17 protein-coding genes are annotated in these 19,973 nt (G+C 63.9%); 12 read left to right on the forward strand and 5 right to left on the reverse strand.

Going from position 1 to position 19,973, the window contains the following annotated elements:
- The first annotated feature begins 230 nt into the window (after positions 1-230).
- Genes PJL15_RS12305 through PJL15_RS12315 form a run of 3 tightly spaced genes read left to right on the forward strand, consistent with a single transcriptional unit; the run spans position 231 to position 5,939 of the window.
- On the forward strand, positions 231-776 hold the full coding sequence (locus tag PJL15_RS12305) for a WhiB family transcriptional regulator (RefSeq protein WP_281451426.1): 546 nt from the start codon (positions 231-233) through the stop codon (positions 774-776).
- 11 nt (positions 777-787) lie between these two features.
- Complete coding sequence (locus tag PJL15_RS12310; protein ID WP_281451427.1) at positions 788-4,189, forward strand: glycosyltransferase family 2 protein; 3,402 nt, start codon at positions 788-790, stop codon at positions 4,187-4,189.
- Complete coding sequence (locus PJL15_RS12315; protein WP_281451428.1) at positions 4,182-5,939, forward strand: DUF5719 family protein; 1,758 nt, start codon at positions 4,182-4,184, stop codon at positions 5,937-5,939. The genes PJL15_RS12310 and PJL15_RS12315 overlap by 8 nt, the downstream gene beginning before the upstream one ends.
- A 25-nt stretch (positions 5,940-5,964) precedes the next feature.
- Here PJL15_RS12315 and PJL15_RS12320 read toward each other — a convergent pair whose 3' ends face one another.
- Positions 5,965-6,483, reverse strand: coding sequence for a metallopeptidase family protein (locus tag PJL15_RS12320; protein ID WP_281451429.1), 519 nt, complete (start codon positions 6,481-6,483; stop codon positions 5,965-5,967).
- Between the two features lie 141 nt (positions 6,484-6,624).
- On the opposite strand from PJL15_RS12320, the gene PJL15_RS12325 reads away from it, so the two are divergent.
- The 5 genes from PJL15_RS12325 to PJL15_RS12345 all read left to right on the forward strand — a co-directional run bounded on the left by PJL15_RS12325 (position 6,625) and on the right by PJL15_RS12345 (position 11,271).
- Positions 6,625-7,002 carry a DUF3499 domain-containing protein gene (locus PJL15_RS12325; RefSeq protein WP_281451446.1) on the forward strand — a complete coding sequence of 126 codons (378 nt, stop codon included), beginning with the start codon at positions 6,625-6,627 and terminating at the stop codon, positions 7,000-7,002.
- 156 nt (positions 7,003-7,158) lie between these two features.
- Positions 7,159-7,377, forward strand: a complete 219-nt coding sequence (locus PJL15_RS12330; RefSeq protein ID WP_281451430.1) for a Trm112 family protein — start codon at positions 7,159-7,161, stop codon at positions 7,375-7,377.
- A 56-nt stretch (positions 7,378-7,433) separates the two neighbouring features.
- Complete coding sequence (gene ahcY / locus PJL15_RS12335) at positions 7,434-8,912, forward strand: adenosylhomocysteinase (protein ID WP_281451431.1); 1,479 nt, start codon at positions 7,434-7,436, stop codon at positions 8,910-8,912.
- A gap of 117 nt (positions 8,913-9,029) precedes the next feature.
- On the forward strand, positions 9,030-10,250 hold the full coding sequence (locus PJL15_RS12340) for a L,D-transpeptidase (RefSeq protein ID WP_281451432.1): 1,221 nt from the start codon (positions 9,030-9,032) through the stop codon (positions 10,248-10,250).
- 187 nt (positions 10,251-10,437) lie between these two features.
- A complete protein-coding gene (locus tag PJL15_RS12345) occupies positions 10,438-11,271 on the forward strand; it encodes a pentapeptide repeat-containing protein (RefSeq protein ID WP_281451433.1) in 834 nt (277 codons plus the stop codon).
- Here PJL15_RS12345 and PJL15_RS12350 read toward each other — a convergent pair.
- A complete protein-coding gene (locus PJL15_RS12350) occupies positions 11,268-12,074 on the reverse strand; it encodes an RDD family protein (protein ID WP_281451434.1) in 807 nt (268 codons plus the stop codon). The genes PJL15_RS12345 and PJL15_RS12350 overlap by 4 nt on opposite strands.
- Positions 12,075-12,202: 128 nt before the next feature.
- Here PJL15_RS12350 and PJL15_RS12355 point away from each other — a divergent pair, with 128 nt between their 5' ends.
- Positions 12,203-13,198 (forward strand): stage II sporulation protein M, encoded by a 996-nt coding sequence (locus PJL15_RS12355; RefSeq protein ID WP_281451435.1) that lies wholly within the window; start codon positions 12,203-12,205, stop codon positions 13,196-13,198.
- A 139-nt stretch (positions 13,199-13,337) separates the two neighbouring features.
- Positions 13,338-14,495 carry a TIGR01906 family membrane protein gene (locus PJL15_RS12360; protein WP_281451436.1) on the forward strand — a complete coding sequence of 386 codons (1,158 nt, stop codon included), beginning with the start codon at positions 13,338-13,340 and terminating at the stop codon, positions 14,493-14,495.
- 65 nt (positions 14,496-14,560) lie between these two features.
- Here the strand turns inward: PJL15_RS12360 and PJL15_RS12365 are convergent, their stop codons facing one another.
- Genes PJL15_RS12365 through PJL15_RS12375 form a run of 3 tightly spaced genes read right to left on the reverse strand, consistent with a single transcriptional unit; the run spans position 14,561 to position 18,592 of the window.
- Entirely contained in the window at positions 14,561-14,917 is a 357-nt protein-coding gene (locus PJL15_RS12365; protein ID WP_281451437.1) for a hypothetical protein, read from the reverse strand.
- Positions 14,918-14,940: 23 nt separating this feature from the next.
- A complete protein-coding gene (locus PJL15_RS12370; protein ID WP_281451438.1) occupies positions 14,941-16,773 on the reverse strand; it encodes an AMP-dependent synthetase/ligase in 1,833 nt (610 codons plus the stop codon).
- Between the two features lie 10 nt (positions 16,774-16,783).
- Positions 16,784-18,592, reverse strand: coding sequence for a dolichyl-phosphate-mannose--protein mannosyltransferase (locus tag PJL15_RS12375; RefSeq protein WP_281451439.1), 1,809 nt, complete (start codon positions 18,590-18,592; stop codon positions 16,784-16,786).
- A gap of 77 nt (positions 18,593-18,669) precedes the next feature.
- Here PJL15_RS12375 and rsmI point away from each other — a divergent pair, with 77 nt between their 5' ends.
- Both rsmI and PJL15_RS12385 read left to right on the forward strand, forming a co-directional pair.
- Positions 18,670-19,596: a 16S rRNA (cytidine(1402)-2'-O)-methyltransferase gene (gene rsmI / locus PJL15_RS12380; protein ID WP_432443817.1), complete on the forward strand. Its 927-nt coding sequence runs from the start codon at positions 18,670-18,672 to the stop codon at positions 19,594-19,596.
- 159 nt (positions 19,597-19,755) lie between these two features.
- Positions 19,756-19,973, forward strand: a 218-nt coding sequence (locus PJL15_RS12385) for an aldehyde dehydrogenase family protein (protein WP_281451440.1), incomplete at its 3' end; no start/stop codon positions are given.

Genomic DNA, 19,973 nt, shown 5'->3' on the forward strand with positions numbered 1-19,973 from the left:
CCGATTCGACGCTTCCGTTTCCCGCCGGAATCCGCGAAAAGCCACGCCCGGATGTTGGGCGTGGCGCATCCCACGTTTCCACAGATTCTTGATTATTATCCCGGCGCGGCTTGACTGCCGGGTAGTTACACACGTGTAATTAGTAATCAACGCCGCTGCACAGACAACCGGAACACCACCGGGAATCGGAAATACATCCACGCAGCAGCTGCAAACTCAGGAGGGACGCCATGGGGCAAGCGTTGCGTATCCAGGAAGATGCAGTCGTCGCAGAACATGCGTCGGTGAAATACCGTTCGCGGGAAGTGCCAGGAGACTGGTACGTGGACCCGGCTGATCCGGAAGCGGCGGACCGTTACAACCAGAATGTGCAGCAGTCTTTGGAGGACCAGGCAACAGCCCTCCTTGCAGCACACGAGGCACTGATCGGTGACCTCCCGGCTGGTCCGGAAGACGACCTCGACGATCCTCCCATGGAGCTGCGCCGTCCGCTTGAGGCGCCCGGACAGCCTGTGTGGATCGGCCTCCCCGGCCAAGGGGACTTCGATGACGAAGGTGAACTTGGCTGGCAGACGGATGCGCTGTGTGCGCAGACCGATCCGGAAGCGTTTTTCCCCGAAAAAGGTGGATCAACCCGGGATGCCAAGAAGGTCTGCGGAGCGTGCAACGTCCGCTCGCAGTGCTTGGAGTACGCTCTGGCCAATGACGAGCGGTTCGGTATTTGGGGCGGGCTTTCCGAGCGGGAGCGCCGTCGGCTAAGGAAGCGAGCGGTCTAATTCTCAAGGAAGTGCACGTTACCGCCGTCGTGGTTTCCCACGACGGCGGTAACTACCTGCCCAGGACATTGGCGGCATTGTCGGACCAGATGCGTTCGGCAGATGCCGCCATTGGCGTTGATACAGGTTCCACGGATAACTCCCTGGACCTGCTCCGTGAGGCTCTTGGCCAAAGCAATGTCACCACCTTCCACCAGGCCAAGTCCGGCTTTGGCGCTGCTGTCCGTGCGGGGTTGCACGAATTGGCACCCTCCGGGTCGGCGGACGGGGACGGACAGGGCCAGGCCGTCGAATGGATCTGGCTCCTGCACGATGACGCCGCCCCGGCGCCGGATGCGCTGGCGGAGCTGCTCCATGCGGTTGAACGGGCGCCGTCGGTAACCGTGGCCGGCTGCAAGCAGCTCGGTTGGGACAATGAGCGGCACTTGGTGGATGCGGGACTCTCCACGAGCCGCTGGGCTGAGCGCCTCACCCTGATCGACGCCGACGAAGTGGACCAAGGGCAGTACGACGCCCGTTCGGATACGTTTGCCGTGAACTCCGCCGGCATGCTGATCCGCCGGGACGTCTGGGAACAGCTGGACGGTTTCGATCCCGCCCTCCCCGGCAGCGGCGACGACGTCGATTTTTGCTGGCGGAACTGGCTGGCCGGGAACCGGGTGGTGGTTGTTCCCACTGCCCGGATGTTCCATGTTGAGCATCGGCCCAACGGACTGGGAACGTCCTCGGCGGCGCGCAAGGCGCAAATACACCTCCGCCTCAAGCACACGCCGTGGTGGAACGTACCCTTCCAGGCCTTGGGTGCCCTCTTTGGCGCCATCGTCCGACTGGTGCTGAGCATCCTGGTAAAGGAGCCCGGATATGGCTTCTCCCAGTTCACAGCTACCCTCGCGGCATTGGTCCGCCCGCTCGCCGTTGCCCGCGGCCGCCGCGCGGCTGCCAGGACGCGGCGGGTACACCGCTCCGTGGTGCGGGGCCTTCAGACTCCTACACGCGAGGTCCGGGCGAACCGGCGATCCTTGTTGGAGGCCATCCGTCCCGCTGACGACCCCCAGCCCGTCAGCGACTTGCTGGCTCCCGAGCCCAGCGGTGATGCCGCCGACGATTTCGCGGCCCTGGCCACGAATGAGCGTGGTTGGGTAGGAACGGGCGCCGTCGCTGCCGCCTGCGTTGCACTCGCGGCAGCCCTGATCGGGTTGCTGGGCCTCCTTCGCTCCGGTGTTGTTACCGGCGGCGGGCTTCTCCCGCTCCCGGCGTCACCTGGAGAGATCTGGGCAAGTGCGTCTTCCTGGTGGATTTCGCTGGGCGCTGGCTTGCCGGGCCATGGTGATCCTTTCGCTTATGTCTTGTGGCTGATTTCCCTCTTTGGCGGTGGCGACGGGAATGCGGCCATGTCATGGCTTCTTATCCTGGCAATGCCCTTGTCTGCTGTGGGGGCATGGTTTGCCTCGGGGGCTTTGACCACGAAGCGCCGGTTCCGGACCGTGGCGGCGCTGGCATGGGCCGGCGCTCCGACTCTTCTGATCTCCATTAATGAAGGCCGCGTGGGGGCCTTGGTCGCCCACGTCATGATGCCGCTGCTCCTGCTGGCCTTGGTACGTGCGTCCGGATCCGCCATAAGCCAGCCCACGTCAGCACAGATCAAAGCATCCCAGGCCACCACAGGGAGAAACAGGGCTTCGGGAGCCTCCCGGCTCCCGGCTCCTTTCCGCGGCAAGCCCGGGATCAACGGCACGCCTTCGTGGACCGCGGCCGCTGCTGCCGGTTTGGCCATGGCGGTCGTCACCGCTTCCGCTCCATCGCTGCTGGGTCCCATCATCGTCGCAGTCGTCCTTGCTGCCGTCATCCTGGGACAGCGTGGCAAGACCATGTGGTGGTCGTTGCTGCCCACTCTTGCATTGTTCCTTCCCTATGGCATTTCGGTTCTGGAAAGGCCCCGCTCGCTGCTGGCAGATCCCGGAGTTCCGCTTGGATTTGACGCGGCTCCGTTGTGGCAGCAGTTGCTCGGCCAGCCGCTGGCATTTGGGATCGACGGCGGCCTGACGGGATTGTCGCTGTTTGGCTCCGGTCCTGTGCCATGGGCGTTGATCCTGGCCTTGTTGATTGGTGTTCCGGTGCTGCTCCTTGCAGTGGCATCACTGTTCCTGCGTGGCCACCGCACTGCCCTTGCGCGTGTATTCTGGCTGGCCGCCTTGGCTACGTTGGCAAGCGCCTGGCTGGTGGGGCACGTGGCGACAGGCGTCAACAACAATGTCATCGTTGGACCGTTTACCGGGCCTGCGGTCTCAGCCTCCGGCATGCTTTTGCTGGGTGCTGCTTTGCTCGGCGCGGAAAAGATCTTTGCGCCGAGCCGGCGGGCCTCCGATCCTGCCCGCCGGAAGCTTCCGTTGCGCCGCATTGCCTCGGCCGTGGTGGTCACCCTTCTTGTAGCCGGGCCTCTGGCCGGCATGGGCGTGTGGGCTGCGCAGAACGTCCTCCAGCCCTCTACGTCGACTGGCTCACCCGCGGCCCCAAGCGCAGAGCAGCAGCAGAATTCATCCCTGGGTGCCCACCGCCAGATCGGGCCGATGGATGCCGGCACCCTGCCCGCTACCGCCGTCGACCGTGGTCAGGGACCCGAGCGGACGCGGACCCTGGTGATAACCAGTGGCGAGCAAGGTGCCTTCACCTCCTCGCTGATGCGCGGAGCCGGAACAACTCTGGACAGCCTGTCCACCATTGCCTCCGCCAGGAACATTATTGGGGCTCCGGGGCGTGAGGAGATTGCGAACGATGACGCCGCTACAGCCTCGTTGCGCAGGGCCGTTGCCACGATCGTTGCAAGCACGGGTGTGGATCCCCGCCCCGACCTCGAGCAACTCGGTGCCGGCTTCGTGGTTCTCAAGGCGGCGGACAACGCCGCCCAACTGACGGCCAGCAGGATCGACGCCGTCCCGGGACTTGTTGCTGTGGGTCAGACCGACGCCGGGTGGTTGTGGCGGGTGACCCCCCGCGACCAGCCTGCGGCAAGCGCTGCTGAAACGGCGCATCGTGTCCGTATCATCAACGGCCAGGGCGCCACCGTGGGCACGCTGCCGTCGGACGACGTGGAGGTCAATACCACGGTCCCGTCCGGCGATGAGGGCAGGAAAGTCGTCATGGCTGAACGCTCCGATCCAGGCTGGACGGCCTGGGTTGATGGAAAGCAATTGAAGGCAACAACATCCGGGTGGTCACAGGCTTTTGACCTGCCTGCCGACGGGGGAGAGCTGGAAATCCGCTATGCGAATCCGTGGGCCGTGTGGCTCGGGATCCTGCAGGTTGTGGTGATCTCTTTGACGGTCCTGCTGGCAATTCCCATGCCGGCCCGCCGTTCCCGCACCGGCATGTCGAGGGATGAAGTTTCCCTCCGTAAGGAGTACAGCAGTGTCTGACGACCAGAAGAAGAGTACCGGCGAAGCAAAGCCGGACTCTGACCAGACGAGGGTCGAGGACAAGTCGCCCCGCGAGGACAAGTCGCCCCGCGAGGACAAGTCGCCCCGTGAGGACAAGTCGCGGCGTGGGGACAAGCCCCGCGGGGAAAAATCGCCCCGCGGCACCAAGGGTTCCCGGAGTTCGAACAAAGGCATGATCACCGGGGTCCTCTCGGCGGTGGTCATCCTGGCCGCCGGGGGAGGTGCTGTGGCTGCCTCGTCCATGGTTCCGGGCCCGTCCGGCGGCACAAGCACAGACATCTTGCAGGCGGACGTTCCTGCGGGCCGGGCGCTGGGTGTATGCCCTGAACCGGCAAGGCTGGTGAACGGGACGGTAGTGGGAACGGATGCCGACTTCAGCCCGGTTTCCACCACCGCCACCAGTGCACTCAATGCAGTGGTCCTGAGCAACCCGGCAGGCACCGTTCCCGGAAGCAAGGTCTCTTCCCTGGGTGGCCAGGCCGTCGCCGAAATCGCCAAGACCCCCACGAGCACTCCCACCCCCACTGCCGGCCCTCCGGTTCTTGCAGCCGGCGTGGCCTCCATCAGCCCGGTGACCTCGCCCACAGTGGTGGAAGCCGGCCCCATTGGAAATGAGCAGGCGTCCCTTGCCGCCAACCTCAGCTACTCGGCAACCGACGGTGACCTCCGTGGGCTTGCTTCCGCGCAGTGCCAGCCGCCAAGCAATGATGCGTGGTTGCTGGGGGCAAATACCTCGGTTGGCCGCACGGCAGTTCTTAACCTCAGCAATTCATCGGAAACGCCGGCCACGGTGAGCCTTGACCTTTATGGGTACGAAGGGCAGATTCAGGCCCCCGGTGCCAGGGGGCTACTGGTGGCTCCCGGCACTACCCGGTCCGTGAATCTTGCCGGTCTTGCTCCGGGCGAATCCCAGTTGGCTGTCCGCGTGCGCAGCACTGGTGGTCCGGTTGCCGGAACCATACAGCAGAGCGTGCTCCGAGGCCTCGCTCCCGGGGGTGTTGAGTACCTTTCGCCGGGAGGCGGGCCGTCGAACCTCCAGGTGATGTCCGGCGTCGACATCCAGGATTCGGACGCCATCAAGGCGCTCTCCGCCAAGCCCGGATTCGCGGATGCCATACCGGCACTTGAGATCGCAGTTCCCGGGCCGACGGACGCCGTGGTCCAGGTGAGCCTGTACGGGGCAAACGGTGAGCGGAAGCTGCCCAACGGGGGAGTCGTCACCGTCAAGGGCGGGTCCGTTGCCACACTGAATCTGGATGGCGTCCCAGCCGGTACTTACACGGTCCGCGCCAGCTCAGATGTTTCCTTCGTGGCATCGGCCAGGGTGACCCGCGGCGCGAAGGCCGAGGAAGCCACTGATTTCGCATGGTCGCCGGCGTCGTCACGGCTGGGAAGCCAGCACTTGGTTGCCGTTCCGCGTGAGGGCCTGCGGTCATTGAGCTTCGGGGTGCCCGAGGGACGTGCCACGGTCAGCTACGCACCGGTCACGGCGGACGGCAAGGTGGGCAAAGCCGTTGACGTGGACCTTTCCGGCGGCACAACTTCAGTCATTGAGCTTCCGGCCAAGTCGGGGAGTGCGGTCATAGCGGGCTACGTGGTTTCGGCATCCGGTGATCCCGTTTACGGCGCATTGGTCCTTGGGAAACAGGGCCGCAGCGACGTGTCGGTTGTTGCGATCCAGGATGCAGCAGCAGGACTTGAGAAGGTCCCGGTTACCGTCGGCTACTAGCTCGTTCCGGCCCCATGTGGGCGGGCTATTGGTACCGGCGGCGGTACACAGGGTCCAGTGTCTCCGGAGGTACCCCCAGCATTTCGGCGGTGTACTCCACCACCACGTCATGGACGAGGTCCTGCAGCTCTTCCTTGGTGTTGGAGCCCTGCTCCACTACGCGGCGGTAGACGGTGATCATGGGCGGTTCTCCACGCCCGCCCGGGGTGTAGGAGCCCATCGGTGCGGGGTTGCCCGTGGCGACCAGCTGTTCCAGGTTGGGCGGGATCTCATCGACGGCAAAGAGGACGCCGTCCAATTGCTTGCCCCACATGTCCTGGAGGCGTTCCGCGGAGTCAAGCACCATGTCGTCGAAACGCTCGGAGCGGGTGCGGAAACCCGGAAGATTGGGGAGCATCAGCTCACCCCTCAGCCCCCTGCCATGACGGTTGCGCCGGCGCTGCCGGAATCCCCGCACGCCCGGACCGGCGTGTTCCTCTGTCTGATCGCCATCGGCGTCAGTCCACCGGACGGTAAACCCGGGAACATGTGGCTGTGACTGCATATATCGACTTTAGTCCCGAGGAACGGCCAGCGCGACATCATTGTCCACACCGCGCCGCAGCTGCCATCACAAGCTGTTCCTTGGCAGCCACGGGCGCTCAATGCGAGCGAAGGGTGCCAAGTGGCGCTAATCTGGGATGTTGTGGGTGCTATTCGTCAGTGTTCGAGATCAGCCTGCCGCCAGTCTGCGGTGGCCACTTTGACGTACGTGTACGCCGATTCAACAGCAGTCCTGGGCCCGCTCGCCACGTACGCCGAACCGCATGCCTATGACCTCTGCACGCAGCACGCCGGGAGCCTCACTGTCCCGCGCGGCTGGGAAGTCCTGCGCCTGGCAATGCCCACGACGCCCCCGCAGCCCGGCCCGGACGATCTCCTGGCGCTGGCCAATGCCGTCCGCGAGGCAGCCTCCGCCGCCCCCGAAACACCTGCCCGCAGCAGCCACTCCCAGATGGAGCCACCTGCTGGCGTCGAAGGTACCCGCCGGGGCCACCTGCGCATCCTCCGCGAGCCGTCCTAGGGACCCGACGCCGGTCTGTCCGCGCCAGGCACGGCGCCGGCGTCGGGACTCAAATCGTCGCCGTGATCCAAACCCGGTGATCCCGCGCGGTAGTCTGGAATCTGCCGATAAATCCGCCAGCGGCGCCAGGCCGGCGCCACCCAGGGAGCATCATTCATGCCAAAGGTCAGTCCTGAACTGTTGTCCATCCTGCGCTGCCCCGTGACGGGTTCACCGCTGGTCCAGGAGGGTGAGGAGCTGGTATCGACAGCTGCCGCCGCGGACGGCGAAAAACCCCGCTACTCGATCGAGGACGGCATTCCGCTGCTCCTGCCTCCGGAACTTCTAGCAGCGGCCAATGCGGCCGGCTCCAGCCAACACGATTCCAAGGCCTAGCACGTCCTTCCTTCATCGCACGTCTTTTTACCCGCACGGTACCCCTAAGGATTTCCATGACTTTCGACTACAAAGTGGCTGATATTTCCCTCGCCGAGGCGGGCCGGCACCAGATCCGGCTCGCCGAGCACGAGATGCCCGGCCTCATGTCGCTTCGCGCCGAGTTTGGTGCTTCCCAGCCGCTCAAGGGTGCCCGGATCGCTGGATCGCTGCACATGACAGTGCAGACCGCAGTGCTGATCGAGACCCTCACGGCGCTGGGCGCCGAGGTTCGGTGGGCCTCCTGCAACATCTTCTCCACCCAGGACGAAGCCGCTGCCGCCGTCGTGGTTGGCAAGGGAACCCAGGAAGACCCGCAGGGTGTCCCCGTGTTCGCCTGGAAGGGCGAAACCCTTGAGGAATACTGGTGGACTGCCGAGCAGATCCTTAGCTGGCCTGGCGCGGACACCAACCCGGAGCTGGGTCCCAACATGATTCTCGACGACGGCGGCGACGCCACCCTGCTGCTGCACAAGGGCGTCGAATTCGAGGCTGCAGGCGCCGTTCCTGCGGCCACTGAGGAAGATCCCGAGGAATACGTCCTCATCCTGGACCTGCTCCGCCGCACGCTGGCCGAGGATCCGCAGAAGTGGACCCGCCTGGCCGCCCGCATCGAGGGCGTCACCGAGGAAACCACCACCGGCGTCCACCGCCTGTACCAGCTCGCAGAGCAGGGCAAGCTGCTGTTCCCCGCCATCAACGTCAACGACTCCGTCACCAAGAGCAAGTTCGACAACAAGTACGGCATCCGCCACTCGCTTCCGGACGGCATCAACAGGGCCACGGACGTCCTCATGGGCGGCAAGGTCGCCGTCGTATGCGGTTATGGCGACGTCGGCAAGGGCGCCGCGGAAGCGCTGCGGGGCCAGGGTTCGCGGGTCATCGTTACCGAGATCGACCCCATTTGTGCGCTGCAGGCTGCAATGGACGGCTATCAAGTGGCCAGGTTGGAGACGGTGCTGGCACAGGGCGACATCTTCATCACCACCACCGGCAACAAGGACGTCATCATGTCCGAGCACATGCTGGGCATGAAGAACAAGGCGATCGTGGGCAACATTGGCCACTTCGACAACGAGATCGACATCGCCGGGCTCGCCAGGATTCCCGGCGTCAAGAAGGTCGAGATCAAGCCGCAAGTCCACGAGTGGGTGTTCGACGCCGGTACGGACGCCGAGCGCTCGATCATCGTCCTGTCCGAAGGCCGGCTGCTGAACCTGGGCAACGCCACAGGACACCCGTCGTTTGTGATGAGCAACTCGTTCGCCAACCAGACCATCGCGCAGATCGAGCTGTGGACCAAGAAGGACCAGCCCGCCGGTGAGCGCGAGTACCAGAAGCAGGTCTACGTGCTCCCGAAGATCCTGGACGAGAAAGTGGCCCGGCTGCACCTGGACGCACTGGGCGTGGAATTGACGGAACTGAGCAAGGACCAGGCCGACTATCTGGACCTGGATGTTGCCGGCCCGTACAAGCCGGAGCACTACCGCTACTAAGGGCTCGCCAAAAGCAACAATCGATGGAGAAAGGCCGGCACGCGATCAGCGTGGCCGGCCTTTCGACTAGAATTAGGTCTTCAGTATTGCTTGCCGGGGGACAGGAAGACGGGAACCATGACGGAAGTCGCCAAACGGAAAACAGGCAAGGTCCTTGCCATCATAGGGATCTGTGCCGCCATAGCCGCTGGCGGAATTGGCGTGGCCACAGTGCCCGGGTTGCTGCCCGGTTCTTCGCAGGACACCGCATCGGCGCCTTCTCCAAGTCCCACCGTCGAGGCCAAGCCAGTGGAGCTCGGCGTAACCCCGTTGGATGGGGTGGTGGAGTGGAACCCGGTGGTCGGCCCGCAGGTCAAGGCTGTCAATGGCAAGATCAAGGACGTGGTTTTGACACCCGTCGACGGCGGGACGCCGGTTGTGGGAAAAACCAGCCCCGACGGCTCTACGTGGAGCACCCAGGAAGTCCTGAAGTTCAAGACGAAATACAACTATTCCTTCACGGTGGTGGATTCCGCCGGGAAGGAAACCAAGAAGACACAGACCTTCACCACGGTTTCAGCGGCCTATGAGGCTGACGCGTCCATCTATCCCCGCAACGGCACCACGGCAGGTTCCGGCCAACCCATCGAGATCAACTTCAGTGAACCGGTGGTGGACAAAGCGGCCATGGAGAAGCGGGTGGCCATCACTGTCTCGTCCGGCCAACCCGTGGCGTGGCACTGGTACTCGGATAAGAAGGTACGGATCCGGCCTGAGGCTTTCTGGGCTTCCGGGACCACCGTTACCGTGGACATGAAACTGCTGGGCGTGGATTTCGGCAACAACATGATCGGTAACGGGGACGTCGTGTCCACTTTCACCACCGGTCCTCAGCGGATAGCGGTGGTGGATGACACCACCAAGACCATGAACGTCTACTCCGACGGTCAATTGCTGCACACGGCGCCGGTGTCCCTCGGTGGTGAAGACTGGCTTTCGCCCACCGGCTATGCGGTCATCCTCGAGCAGGAACGCAAGTCCAACTTCAACGCCGGCAGCATCGGCCTCAAGCCGGGCGACAAGGGCTACTACGCGCCGATGGTGGTTGATTATGCCAACCGCCTGACGTGGTCCGGTGTCTACGTCCACCAGGCGCTGGAGTCGGCATGGGGAGCCATTGGGCGCGTGAACGTTTCGCACGGTTGTGTCGGCTTGCTGCCGGACGACGCTGCCTGGTTCTTCAACAACATGAAGACCGGCGATGTCGTGCAGATCCTGAATACTGGAGCGCCGGCCGTGGAACCCCTGGAAGGTTTCGGAGACTGGAATATTCCCTGGGCCAGCTACGCCCAGCTGTAGTCCACCTGTTAAGATCGATGCAGTGATTATTTCCTGCGCGCTTTGACCCAGACTTACTGTGCCAACCATGTATTGGCCTCCAGTTTTGTGCTGCCCTCATTGGTGATTCCGGGTGTCCCGTAGGGGAACCCGCTGACGGGTTCCCCGGCTCCTTCCACCGGACCCTCTTCATCATTTGGAGCACTACATGACCAACCAACCAACGCTTCGTCCCGACTGCGGCAACTGCTTTGCGCTGTGCTGCACGGCCTTGGGATTCACCCGCTCAGCAGACTTTGCCATAGATAAGCCTGCTGCTTCGGCGTGCCCAAACCTGGCCAACGACTTCTCCTGCACCATCCACCAACGATTACGTCCCCGCGGATTCCGGGGTTGCACGGTCTTTGATTGCTTCGGCGCCGGCCAGCTTGTTTCCCAGCACACGTTTGGAGGGACCAGTTGGCGCGAACACCCTGAATCCGCGTCCGCCATGTTTGCTGTTTTCAAACGGGTCAAGCAGCTCCATGAGATGCTCTGGTACCTGGACGAAGCGAGCCAGCGCACGTTCGACCCCGAGCTCGCGTCGGCTGCTGCGCGCCTGGCAGAACACCTTGCGACCACTGCCCAAGGTGACGCAGAAACGGTCCTGGGTGCCGACGTCGAAACCCTTCATGGCCAGGTGCGGAACCTCCTGATGGAGGTCAGTGAAGAAGTCCGTGCCTCCTACGGTGCGGAAGACCGGCCAACGCCCGACGGCGGCCTCCAGCCAGGTGCGGACCTGATGGGCGCCGATCTGGCGAACCGGAGTCTCTGCGGAGCGGATCTTCGGGGTTCGTGGATGATAGGAGCCAACCTGGCAGGCAGCGATCTGGCGGCAGTGGATTTGCTGGGGGCAGATCTTCGGGGAGCAAAGCTGGACGGCGCGGATCTCTCCACGTGCCTCTATCTGACCCAGCCTCAGGTCAACGCTGCCGATGGCGACGAACAGACGCTACTGCCGCCACAGCTCTCAAGGCCGGACCACTGGAGGACGCGAAACTAGGGCTCGCGGGTAAACGGCAGCTTCTGCAACCGGGCGCCAACCGTGGCATTCCTCTGCTCGGCCTGGCGCAGGCGCGCCAGTTCCCGGTTGCGTCGTTCCCCGAGGACTGCGCCGATGTAGTCCTCGGGGATGGTGCCCGGAGGTGGGGGCGGTGCAACGTAGCGGGCGAGTTCCGTGGCCAGGGACGTCGCCATGGCGAGCCGGGAGGGCGGCGCCATGAGGTACGCCTGCTGGACAAACGTTCCCGCCCGGCGCGCGGTGGCATCCGGTACCCGGCCGATGTCCGCCATCGACACCCATCCCTGCAGGTAGTGGGGTGCATTTGGCATGATGCGGGGTTTCGAGGGGACGCGCTGGCGGAGTGAATACGTGCCCGCAACGATGTCGCCGAGCCGTTTGGATTTCTCGTTGAACAGCGCCACCCCGATGGCCAGGCCGCCGAAGGTCAGGTAGATCTCCAGGAAACCGAGGAGTCCGCGGATGAGGGCGTGCCGGAAGCGGATGGAGCCGCCGTCGTCACGAACGATCCGAAGGCCTGTGGCGAGTTTCCCCAACGACCGGCCGCGGGTGAGGGTTTCCACCGTGACGGGAACAACCACCAGCGACAAGACGAGGCTGCACAGGACCAAGGCGCGGATAGCTGACTCGTCAAGCTCCGAGGAAGCCATCAGGACAAGGATGATGAGGAGTATTGCGAGGACCACCTGGGAGATGACGTCAATAATGAGGCCCAGTCCCCGGGCTGCAAAAGACGCCGGGCGCAGCTCAAGGACTACTGCCTCGCCTGTGATGATTGAACTCAAGCCAGCCCCCATGCTTCTGCGAACATCCCGGCGCCCGGCGGCGCCCGCACCACGAGTCTAGCGGCGCGGCGGGCCAAAACGATGCCGGCCGGAGCATGGACGCGGACGCCAGGCATTAGGGTGGTGCCGTGGACATCGATGCCTTCTCGGCCGTACATGGGGACAAATGGTCGCGGCTTCATTTCCTGGCGCACAAGCGCCGGCTGACTGGAGACGAGGCGGACGAACTGCTGCGCCTCTATCAAACAGTCTCCGGTCACCTGTCTTTGATCCGTTCGGTGGCTCCTGAAACCGGATTGTCGTCCTCGTTGTCCGCGGCCTTGGCACAAGCACGTACCAGGTTCACAGGGGCGCGCTCGAACTTCATGGAAGACCTGGCGCGGTTCTTCGTCATTTCGTTGCCTGCAGCCTTTTACCGGATCCGATGGCTGACCGTGTGGTGCGGGCTGGCCTTCTCGGTGGTGGCGGCAGCCTACGCTTTCTGGATCGGCACCTCGCCGGATGCCCTCAGGGCGGCCTTCGGCAGCGACGAGAGGGTCCGCCAGTACGTCGAAGAGGACTTCATCGATTATTACTCCGAGAATCCGGCCGCGTCCTTCGCCGGCGCGGTGTGGACCAACAACGCGTGGATTTCGGCCCAGGCCGTTGCGTTTGGAGTCACCGGATTCTGGGTGCCCTACATTCTTTTCATGAACGCCCAAGCCGTCGGAATCGCCGGTGGCGTCTTCCTGGCAACAGGCAAGACAGACATCTTCTTCAGCTACATCCTGCCCCATGGCTTGATGGAGCTCACGGCTGTGTTCATCGCCTGTGCCGCCGGACTCAGGATTTTTTGGGCCATGGTGCGGCCCGGTCCCAGGACACGGATGCAGGCAGTGGCGGATGAGGGGCGGTCATTGATCACCATTGCCCTGGGCTTGGTGCTGGTCCTGCTGGTTTCAGGCATCGTTGAAGGTTTCGTGACGCCCAGCCAGCTCCCGGTCTGGGCCAAAATCACCATAGGGGCGTTGGTCCTTGCCGGTTACTGGACCTATACCCTGCTTGTCGGCGGCCGGGCTGCCCGTGCGGGGGAGACCGGTGACCTGGACGCCAACGACGGCGGCTACCGAAGCATCGCCGCATAGACCTTACAGTTGCGTTTCAATCTGCTCCAACGCGGGGTAGTTCCTCGTGTCGTCGCAAAGTCGGGCGGTAGGCTCGAATGCAGACAAGAGAGCCGGCAGCACGCAATCGCCGGTGGATGCCTACGGAAGTGAACCCGCTGTGAGCGACAAGAGCCCGAAACCACAAGAACCGGACACGGACGTCCATGAGGACCCCAACGAACCGGCCTTCGACTGGATGAAGCCGAAGACGTCCAGTGGAGCTTCACCGGCCGCGCCTGCCAAGGCCTCGCCCGCCGCGCCCGCCAACGGCTCAACCGCCGCGCCTGCCGCCGGTCAGCCTGAGAGTCGCGCCGACCGCAAAGCGGCAGAAGCTGCCGACGCCGACACTGAGCCACCGCTGTTCGCCGACACACTCGCGGATGCGTCCTCGGGCAAGCAACCGTCGCACTATTCTGAACCGTTGCCGACGTCGGCCCTTCAGGTCCGTCCGCCCGAAGACGAGGTGGCCCGCCGCAACGCTGAACGGGAACAAGCGGCAAAGGCAAAGCCGGTGGGTCCCCGGATTTTCCAGGTGCTGTTGGCTGTCTTTTATCCAGTGATCCTTCTTGTGCTGGCAGTAAGGGCCGTCACCAGCCCGCTGTTCCTGTGGGTGGAGTACAACCGGCCCGGTTTCCCTGGCGATGGCTACGGCTTCAACACCGATGACCGCATGACCTACGGCTCCTACGCCGTTGACTACCTCAGCAACTGGGCGGGTCCCCGATACCTGGGCGGCCTGGTGAACCAGGACGGTGCCAAGTTGTTCAAGGACAGCGAAGTGGCGCACATGGCCGACGTCAAGACGGTGATTCTGTCCTCCTTCGGTGCGGGGGTCCTGCTCATCATCCTCAGCATCATCGGCATCATTTACCTGCGTAAGCGCAGTAACGGCGGGGTCCGTCGCGGCCTGTTCGCCGGTTCCATCGTCACGCTGGTCATCATCATTGGCCTCGCCGTTTTGGCGGCCCTGAGCTGGCAGCAGTTCTTCACCGAGTTCCACCGCATCTTCTTCGCCAACGGCACGTGGACGTTCTCCTTGGAAGACACCCTCATCCGGCTCTTCCCGGGGCAGTTCTGGGTTGACGCAGGCATCGTGATTGGCGCCTTGGTCTTTATCGCGGCGACTCTGACCTTCATCTTCACGTGGCCCACCAAGCGGCGTCGGGGGTTGGCGTCCGGCGGCGCTGACCGGGACACCGAGACCTCCACCAAGGACACTGAGGACGAGTCGGAATCGGCCGACGTTCGGGGGACCACGGCCGAATCGGCCCGTTAGCTGCACACGTTGCCAGAGGTCATGGCCGGCAGGAGTGATGACCGGCAGCGTGGCCTGCGCGTCCGCTACGTTCGGGTTGGACGATCCCCGGGAACCGCCCGGACCCCGCCGTGTACCTTCACCAGGACGTCATGACCTTCCTTGGCCATCACGACCGCCTCCAATAGGTGGACGCTAAACAACCGCAACGAAGCTTCCTCAACAGAAACGTCCGGCCACAGAGCGTTCCGGTCCGCCTCGGACACTTGGATGCGATCCCATAAGTCGTCAGGCTCTATCGGCATCCTGAAAGTTCTGGAGCCTCCACTGTCATCGGTGTAAACAATCTTGAATTCCCGTTGGATGTCGTTGAAAGCCGCGGCCAGCTCCAGATGGTTCATTTTCGCCAGCAGGGCGGTGAGGCGCTCAGGTGAAGCAGGCATCAGGCTCGTCCTCGCAACGGCTGTTACTTCCCGTACAGCTTGTCCACACTCGACGCGAAGTCTCCCACCACGGCCGCCCGCTTGAGTTTGAGGGACGGTGTCAGGTGTCCGGACTCGACGCTGAGGTCCGCTGTGATGAAGGCGAATTTCCTGATGGACTCAGCAGCTGAGACGAGCTTGTTGGCCCCGTCCACGGCAGACTGCACGGCGGCGTTCACCCGGGAGTCGTGGACAGCTTCCTCGAGGGACAGGGCGCCGTATTTGTTTTCCGTGCACCAATCGGCGAGGCCCTCGGGGTCCAGGCTGATCAAAGCCGCGATAAAAGGCTGCCCGTCTCCGACGACCACTGCCTGACCCACCAGGGGGTGTTCGCGCAACTTCTCTTCGAGCGGGGCTGGGGCCACGTTCTTGCCACCGGCTGTGACCAGGAGATCCTTCTTGCGCCCGGTGATGGTCAGGAAGCCGTCGGAGTCGAGCTCGCCCAGGTCTCCGGTACGGAAGAAGCCGTCCACGAAGGCGGCCTCAGTGGCTTCTTCATTGCCGTGGTAACCCTTGAAGACGCCGATGCCCTTGACCAGCACCTCACCGTCCTCGGCAACGCGGATGGTGGTTCCAGGCAACGGGATGCCCACGGTTCCGATGCGGGACATGCTGGGCGTGTTGACCGTGCAGGGGGCCGTGGTTTCGGTCAGGCCATAGCCTTCCAGGACAGGAACCCCGGCGCCGTGGAAGAAGTGGTTGTCGCGCAGGCTCAGCGGGCTGGCGCCGGAGACGGTGTAGCCCACGTTGCCGCCGAAAACTTCCCGCACCCGGGGATAGAGAAGCTTGTTGAATGCTCTGTGCTTGGTTCTCAGCAGCCAACCCGGACCCGATCCCTTGCCGCGGGCGGCGAGGTCCACCGCCGTCGAATATTCCACTGCCGTTGACGAAGCCGCCGAGAACAGGGCTGACCTTCCCGACATGGCAGCCTTGTGGCTGGCCCCGGCATAGACCTTTTCGAAGATGCGGGGGACCGCCAGCAGGAACGTCGGCTTGAACGATCCCAGATCTGCCATGAGCCCGCTGGCTCCGGCACTGTGGCCCAGGGTGATGCCGGCGGTGAGGCAAACAACCTGCACGGCGCGGGCCAGGACGTGCGCCAGCGGCAGGAACATCAGCGTCCTGGCGCCCGGCTGCATCAGAAGTTCGGGGAGGAACGGAATAACGTTCCGGGCCACCAGCACGAAGTTGCCGTGGGTTATTTCGCACCCTTTGGGCTTGCCGGTGGTGCCGGAGGTGTAGACGATCGAGGCGATATCGGCCAGCTTTGCCGCACTGCGCTGCCGCTCGAGTTCGGCGTCCATGACCCCGATTCCGACGGCGGACACACTGGTCAGGTTCGGTGCCTCGCCCTCGTGCTCCATCCGGATAATGGCTATGGGATCGTCGCCGAGAATCTCCGACCTGTCCACCACGGAATGGACCAGTTGGGCCTTCACAGCATCCTCCACGAAGATGCGCCGGGCTCCCGAGTCGGCCAGGATCCACTCGATCTGGCTCGCGGACGAGGTCTCGTAAATGGGCACGGTGACGCCGCCTGCCATCCAGATCGCGAAGTCCGCCAAGGTCCACTCGAAGCTCGAATGGGACAAGACAGCCACAGGATCCCCGGGGTTGAGCCCGCCGGCGATGAGTCCCTTGGCGAGGGCTGTAACGTCACCGAGGAACCGTGCGGCTGACACGTTCAGCCAACCGTTGGCAGTGTTGTGCGCGTACAGAATGCCGAACGGATCCTTGGCGCACCGCTCCAGGAGGAGATCGGTCACATTGCTGTCCTCATCGGCCTCGAAGAGGAGCTCCGTGCTTGCTTCCCTCACTGCTTGCCTCCTAGATCCACGACGGCATCCACATTCTCATTCGCCATTCCTGGTAACTGATCACTTCAGCCGTGAGCACCGGATAGAAGAAGGCCGTGGCGAGGACAGCCAGTACCAGGACTACGGCCACCACGTACAAACCCGAGCGCCTCCGCCAGGGTGGATCGGCGCTGCGGCCCAGCACCAAGCCCAGCACGTACGTCAGGCCAAGCACCAGGAACGGCTCGAAGGAGACGGCGTAGAAGATGAACATGGTGCGTTCGGGGTACATGAACCACGGCAGGTATCCGGCGGCCACCCCGGCCAGGATGGCGCCAGCCCGCCAGTCGCGACGTCCTGCCCACCAGAACAGCAGGATGACCAACGCGATGGTTCCGCCCCACCAAACCACTGGGTTACCCACCGGCAGGATCGCCGACGAACAGGTCTCCACGAGGCACCCGGAGGTTCCTTGCTTTGGTGACTGGTAATAGAAGGATGTGGGGCGGCCCATGACCAGCCAGGTCCAGGGACTGGATTCGTACGGATGGTCGGCGCTGAGCCCCTGATGGAACTTGTAGGCCTCCAGGTGGTAGTGCGCCAGGGACCTGATGGAGTCCGGCAACCAATCCCAACCTGGCGCCGGATTGGTGGCAGCCCATTGCCGGTAATAGGCATCCTTGGAAAGGAACCAGCCGGTCCAGCTTGCGGTGTAGGTAACCACTGCCACGGGGATGATGGTGAAGAACGCCGGGAGGCCATCTTTGACAATGCCCGCACTGAACCAATTCCGGATCCCGGCTATGCGACGGGCGTTGAGATCCCAAAGTACTGTCATCACGCCGAAGGCAGCCACGAAGAACAACGCCGACCATTTGGTTCCCACAGCGAGTCCCAGGCAGATACCTGCAACAAGGCGCCACCACCGCATTCCCAGCCAAGGGCCCGCCACCAACTGGCTTGCCAGCGGCCGTCCGCCGGGCGAAGCAGCCGCTTGCGCGGCGAGCCGGGAAGCCAGACGACGGCGACCGTCGTCGCGGTCCATCAGCAGGGCGCCAAAAGCGGCGAAAAGCCAGAACGCGAGGAAGACGTCGAGCAAAGCCGTCCGCGAGAGCACCAGGTGGTGTCCGTCAATGGCGAGCAACAGGCCCGCCACCGCCCCCAACGTGTGGGAACGGAAGAGCTTCATGGCTATGAGCGAGATCAGGAAGACCGTCAGCGTCCCTGTCAATGCTGCACCGAACCGCCAGCCAAAGGGGTTGTCGCCGCCGAACAGCCACATTCCGAAGGCGATCATCCACTTGCCGACCGGCGGGTGGACAACGTACTCGGGGGTGTTCAGCAGGACATCGGGATTGCCGGCGTTGAAGGAGTCGTTGGCGTTGGACGGCCAGCTCCGCTCATAGCCGCTGACCAGATAGGAGTACGCGTCCTTGGCATAGTACGTTTCGTCGAATACCAGGCTGTGCGGGACATCGAGCCGGTAAAACCGGAGGATGCCACCCAGAACCGCAGTAAGCGTGGGAATGAGCCAGAACCACAACCGCAACGACGCCGGGTAGTCGCGCCAGCTCTGGAAACCGCCGATCAGGCGGGTCCGCAGCGCCTCTGCGCTGAAAGCCTCAGTTGGGCGGGCGATCCAGCGGTGGCGTTCCAGGCCGCGTCCGGGCAGGTAGCCCACAGGGTCCTTGGCTGTCGGACGGAAGCCGCCGGAGCGGTCTGCGATCCCAGCCTTAATCGGGTGGCCGGCTGGGCGCTGGACTGCGGGCTCATCGGTTTCGGCGACGGCGGAAGACGCCACGGGTGTGCCGGAAGCGGCGGGAACGGGCGACTGGTTCACCCGCCCATGCTACCTTTCCATGCTGGCTGCATCGTTGAGGTGAGGTGTTGGCGGCAGCGCGGCATTAGGCTTGGCAGGTGGACGAACAACGCAACACTCCGGACGAAGCCCCCTTCAGCGACTATGACGAGGCACTTCCCGCCGTGGAGCCCGGTCCCGTTGCAACACCCGGGGTGGGCAGGATCGTCCTGGCGGCCACCCCCATTGGCAACGTAGGAGACGCGTCCAGCCGACTGGTGGAACTCCTGGCGACCTCGGACATTGTGGCCGCTGAGGACACCCGCCGCCTGCACAGGCTGGTGACTGCGCTGGGCGTTGAGGTTTCCGGGCGGGTCATCAGCTATCACGAACACAACGAGGTGGCCAAGACCGGCGAACTGCTGGACCACGTGCGTGCCGGAAAGACCATTCTCATGGTCAGCGACGCCGGCATGCCGGCAGTCTCGGACCCCGGTTTCCGGCTGGTGGAAGGCGCCGTTGCGGCGGGTTTGACGGTAACCGCTGTTCCAGGGCCGTCCGCCGTTCTGACGGCCCTGGCCCTGTCCGGCCTGCCCACGGACCGCTTCTGCTTCGAAGGCTTCCTGCCCCGGAAATCGGGGGAACGGAATTCGCGTCTGGCCGACCTCGCTGATGAACGCCGCACCATGGTGTTCTTCGAGGCCCCGCACCGGCTTGAGGTCATGCTGCGGGCATTGCACGAGCGCTTCGGAGCGGATCGCCGTGTTGCTGTCTGCCGAGAGCTGACCAAGACTTACGAGGAAGTTATCCGCGGCACGCTGCGCGAACTCCTGGAATGGGCAGAGAACAATGAGGTCCGCGGCGAGATAGCCGTAGTAGTCGGTGGTGCGCCTGAACAGGAGCCCGGCAAGCCCGAGGACCACGTTGCAGCAGTCAATGAGCTCATTGCGCAAGGCATCCGCCTCAAGGAAGCCGTGGCGGCCGTTGCCGAGGACGCCCGCGTCAGCAAACGGGAGCTGTACTCGGCGGTCCTGGCCGCCCGCTGACATAGCTGTGCAGATGCACAAAATGGCGTCCGCATGGCAGTGCGTGAAGGCGTAGACACTGCTTCTCGGGGGGCAGTACCGTGGCAGTAATTCAAGCCACTTCCGGCAACGAACCCCAGTGGTGCAATTCTCCAAAGCACCCAAGACGAAGGAGTCGCCATGACTGTCACGGTTGAACGCGAAAGCGAACTGCTGGCTTCCGTTCCCACCGGCCTGCTGATCAACGGTCAGTGGCGCCCGGCTGGATCCGGAAAGACCTTTGATGTTGAGGACCCCGCAACGGGCAAGATCCTGCTCAGCATCTCCGACGCCGGCGCTGAGGACGGCGCCGCCGCACTCGACGCCGCTGCTGCCGCCCAGGCCGACTGGGCCCGCAC

The organism is Paenarthrobacter nitroguajacolicus (genome assembly GCF_029952445.1).
Taxonomy (GTDB): domain Bacteria; phylum Actinomycetota; class Actinomycetes; order Actinomycetales; family Micrococcaceae; genus Arthrobacter; species Arthrobacter nitroguajacolicus_B.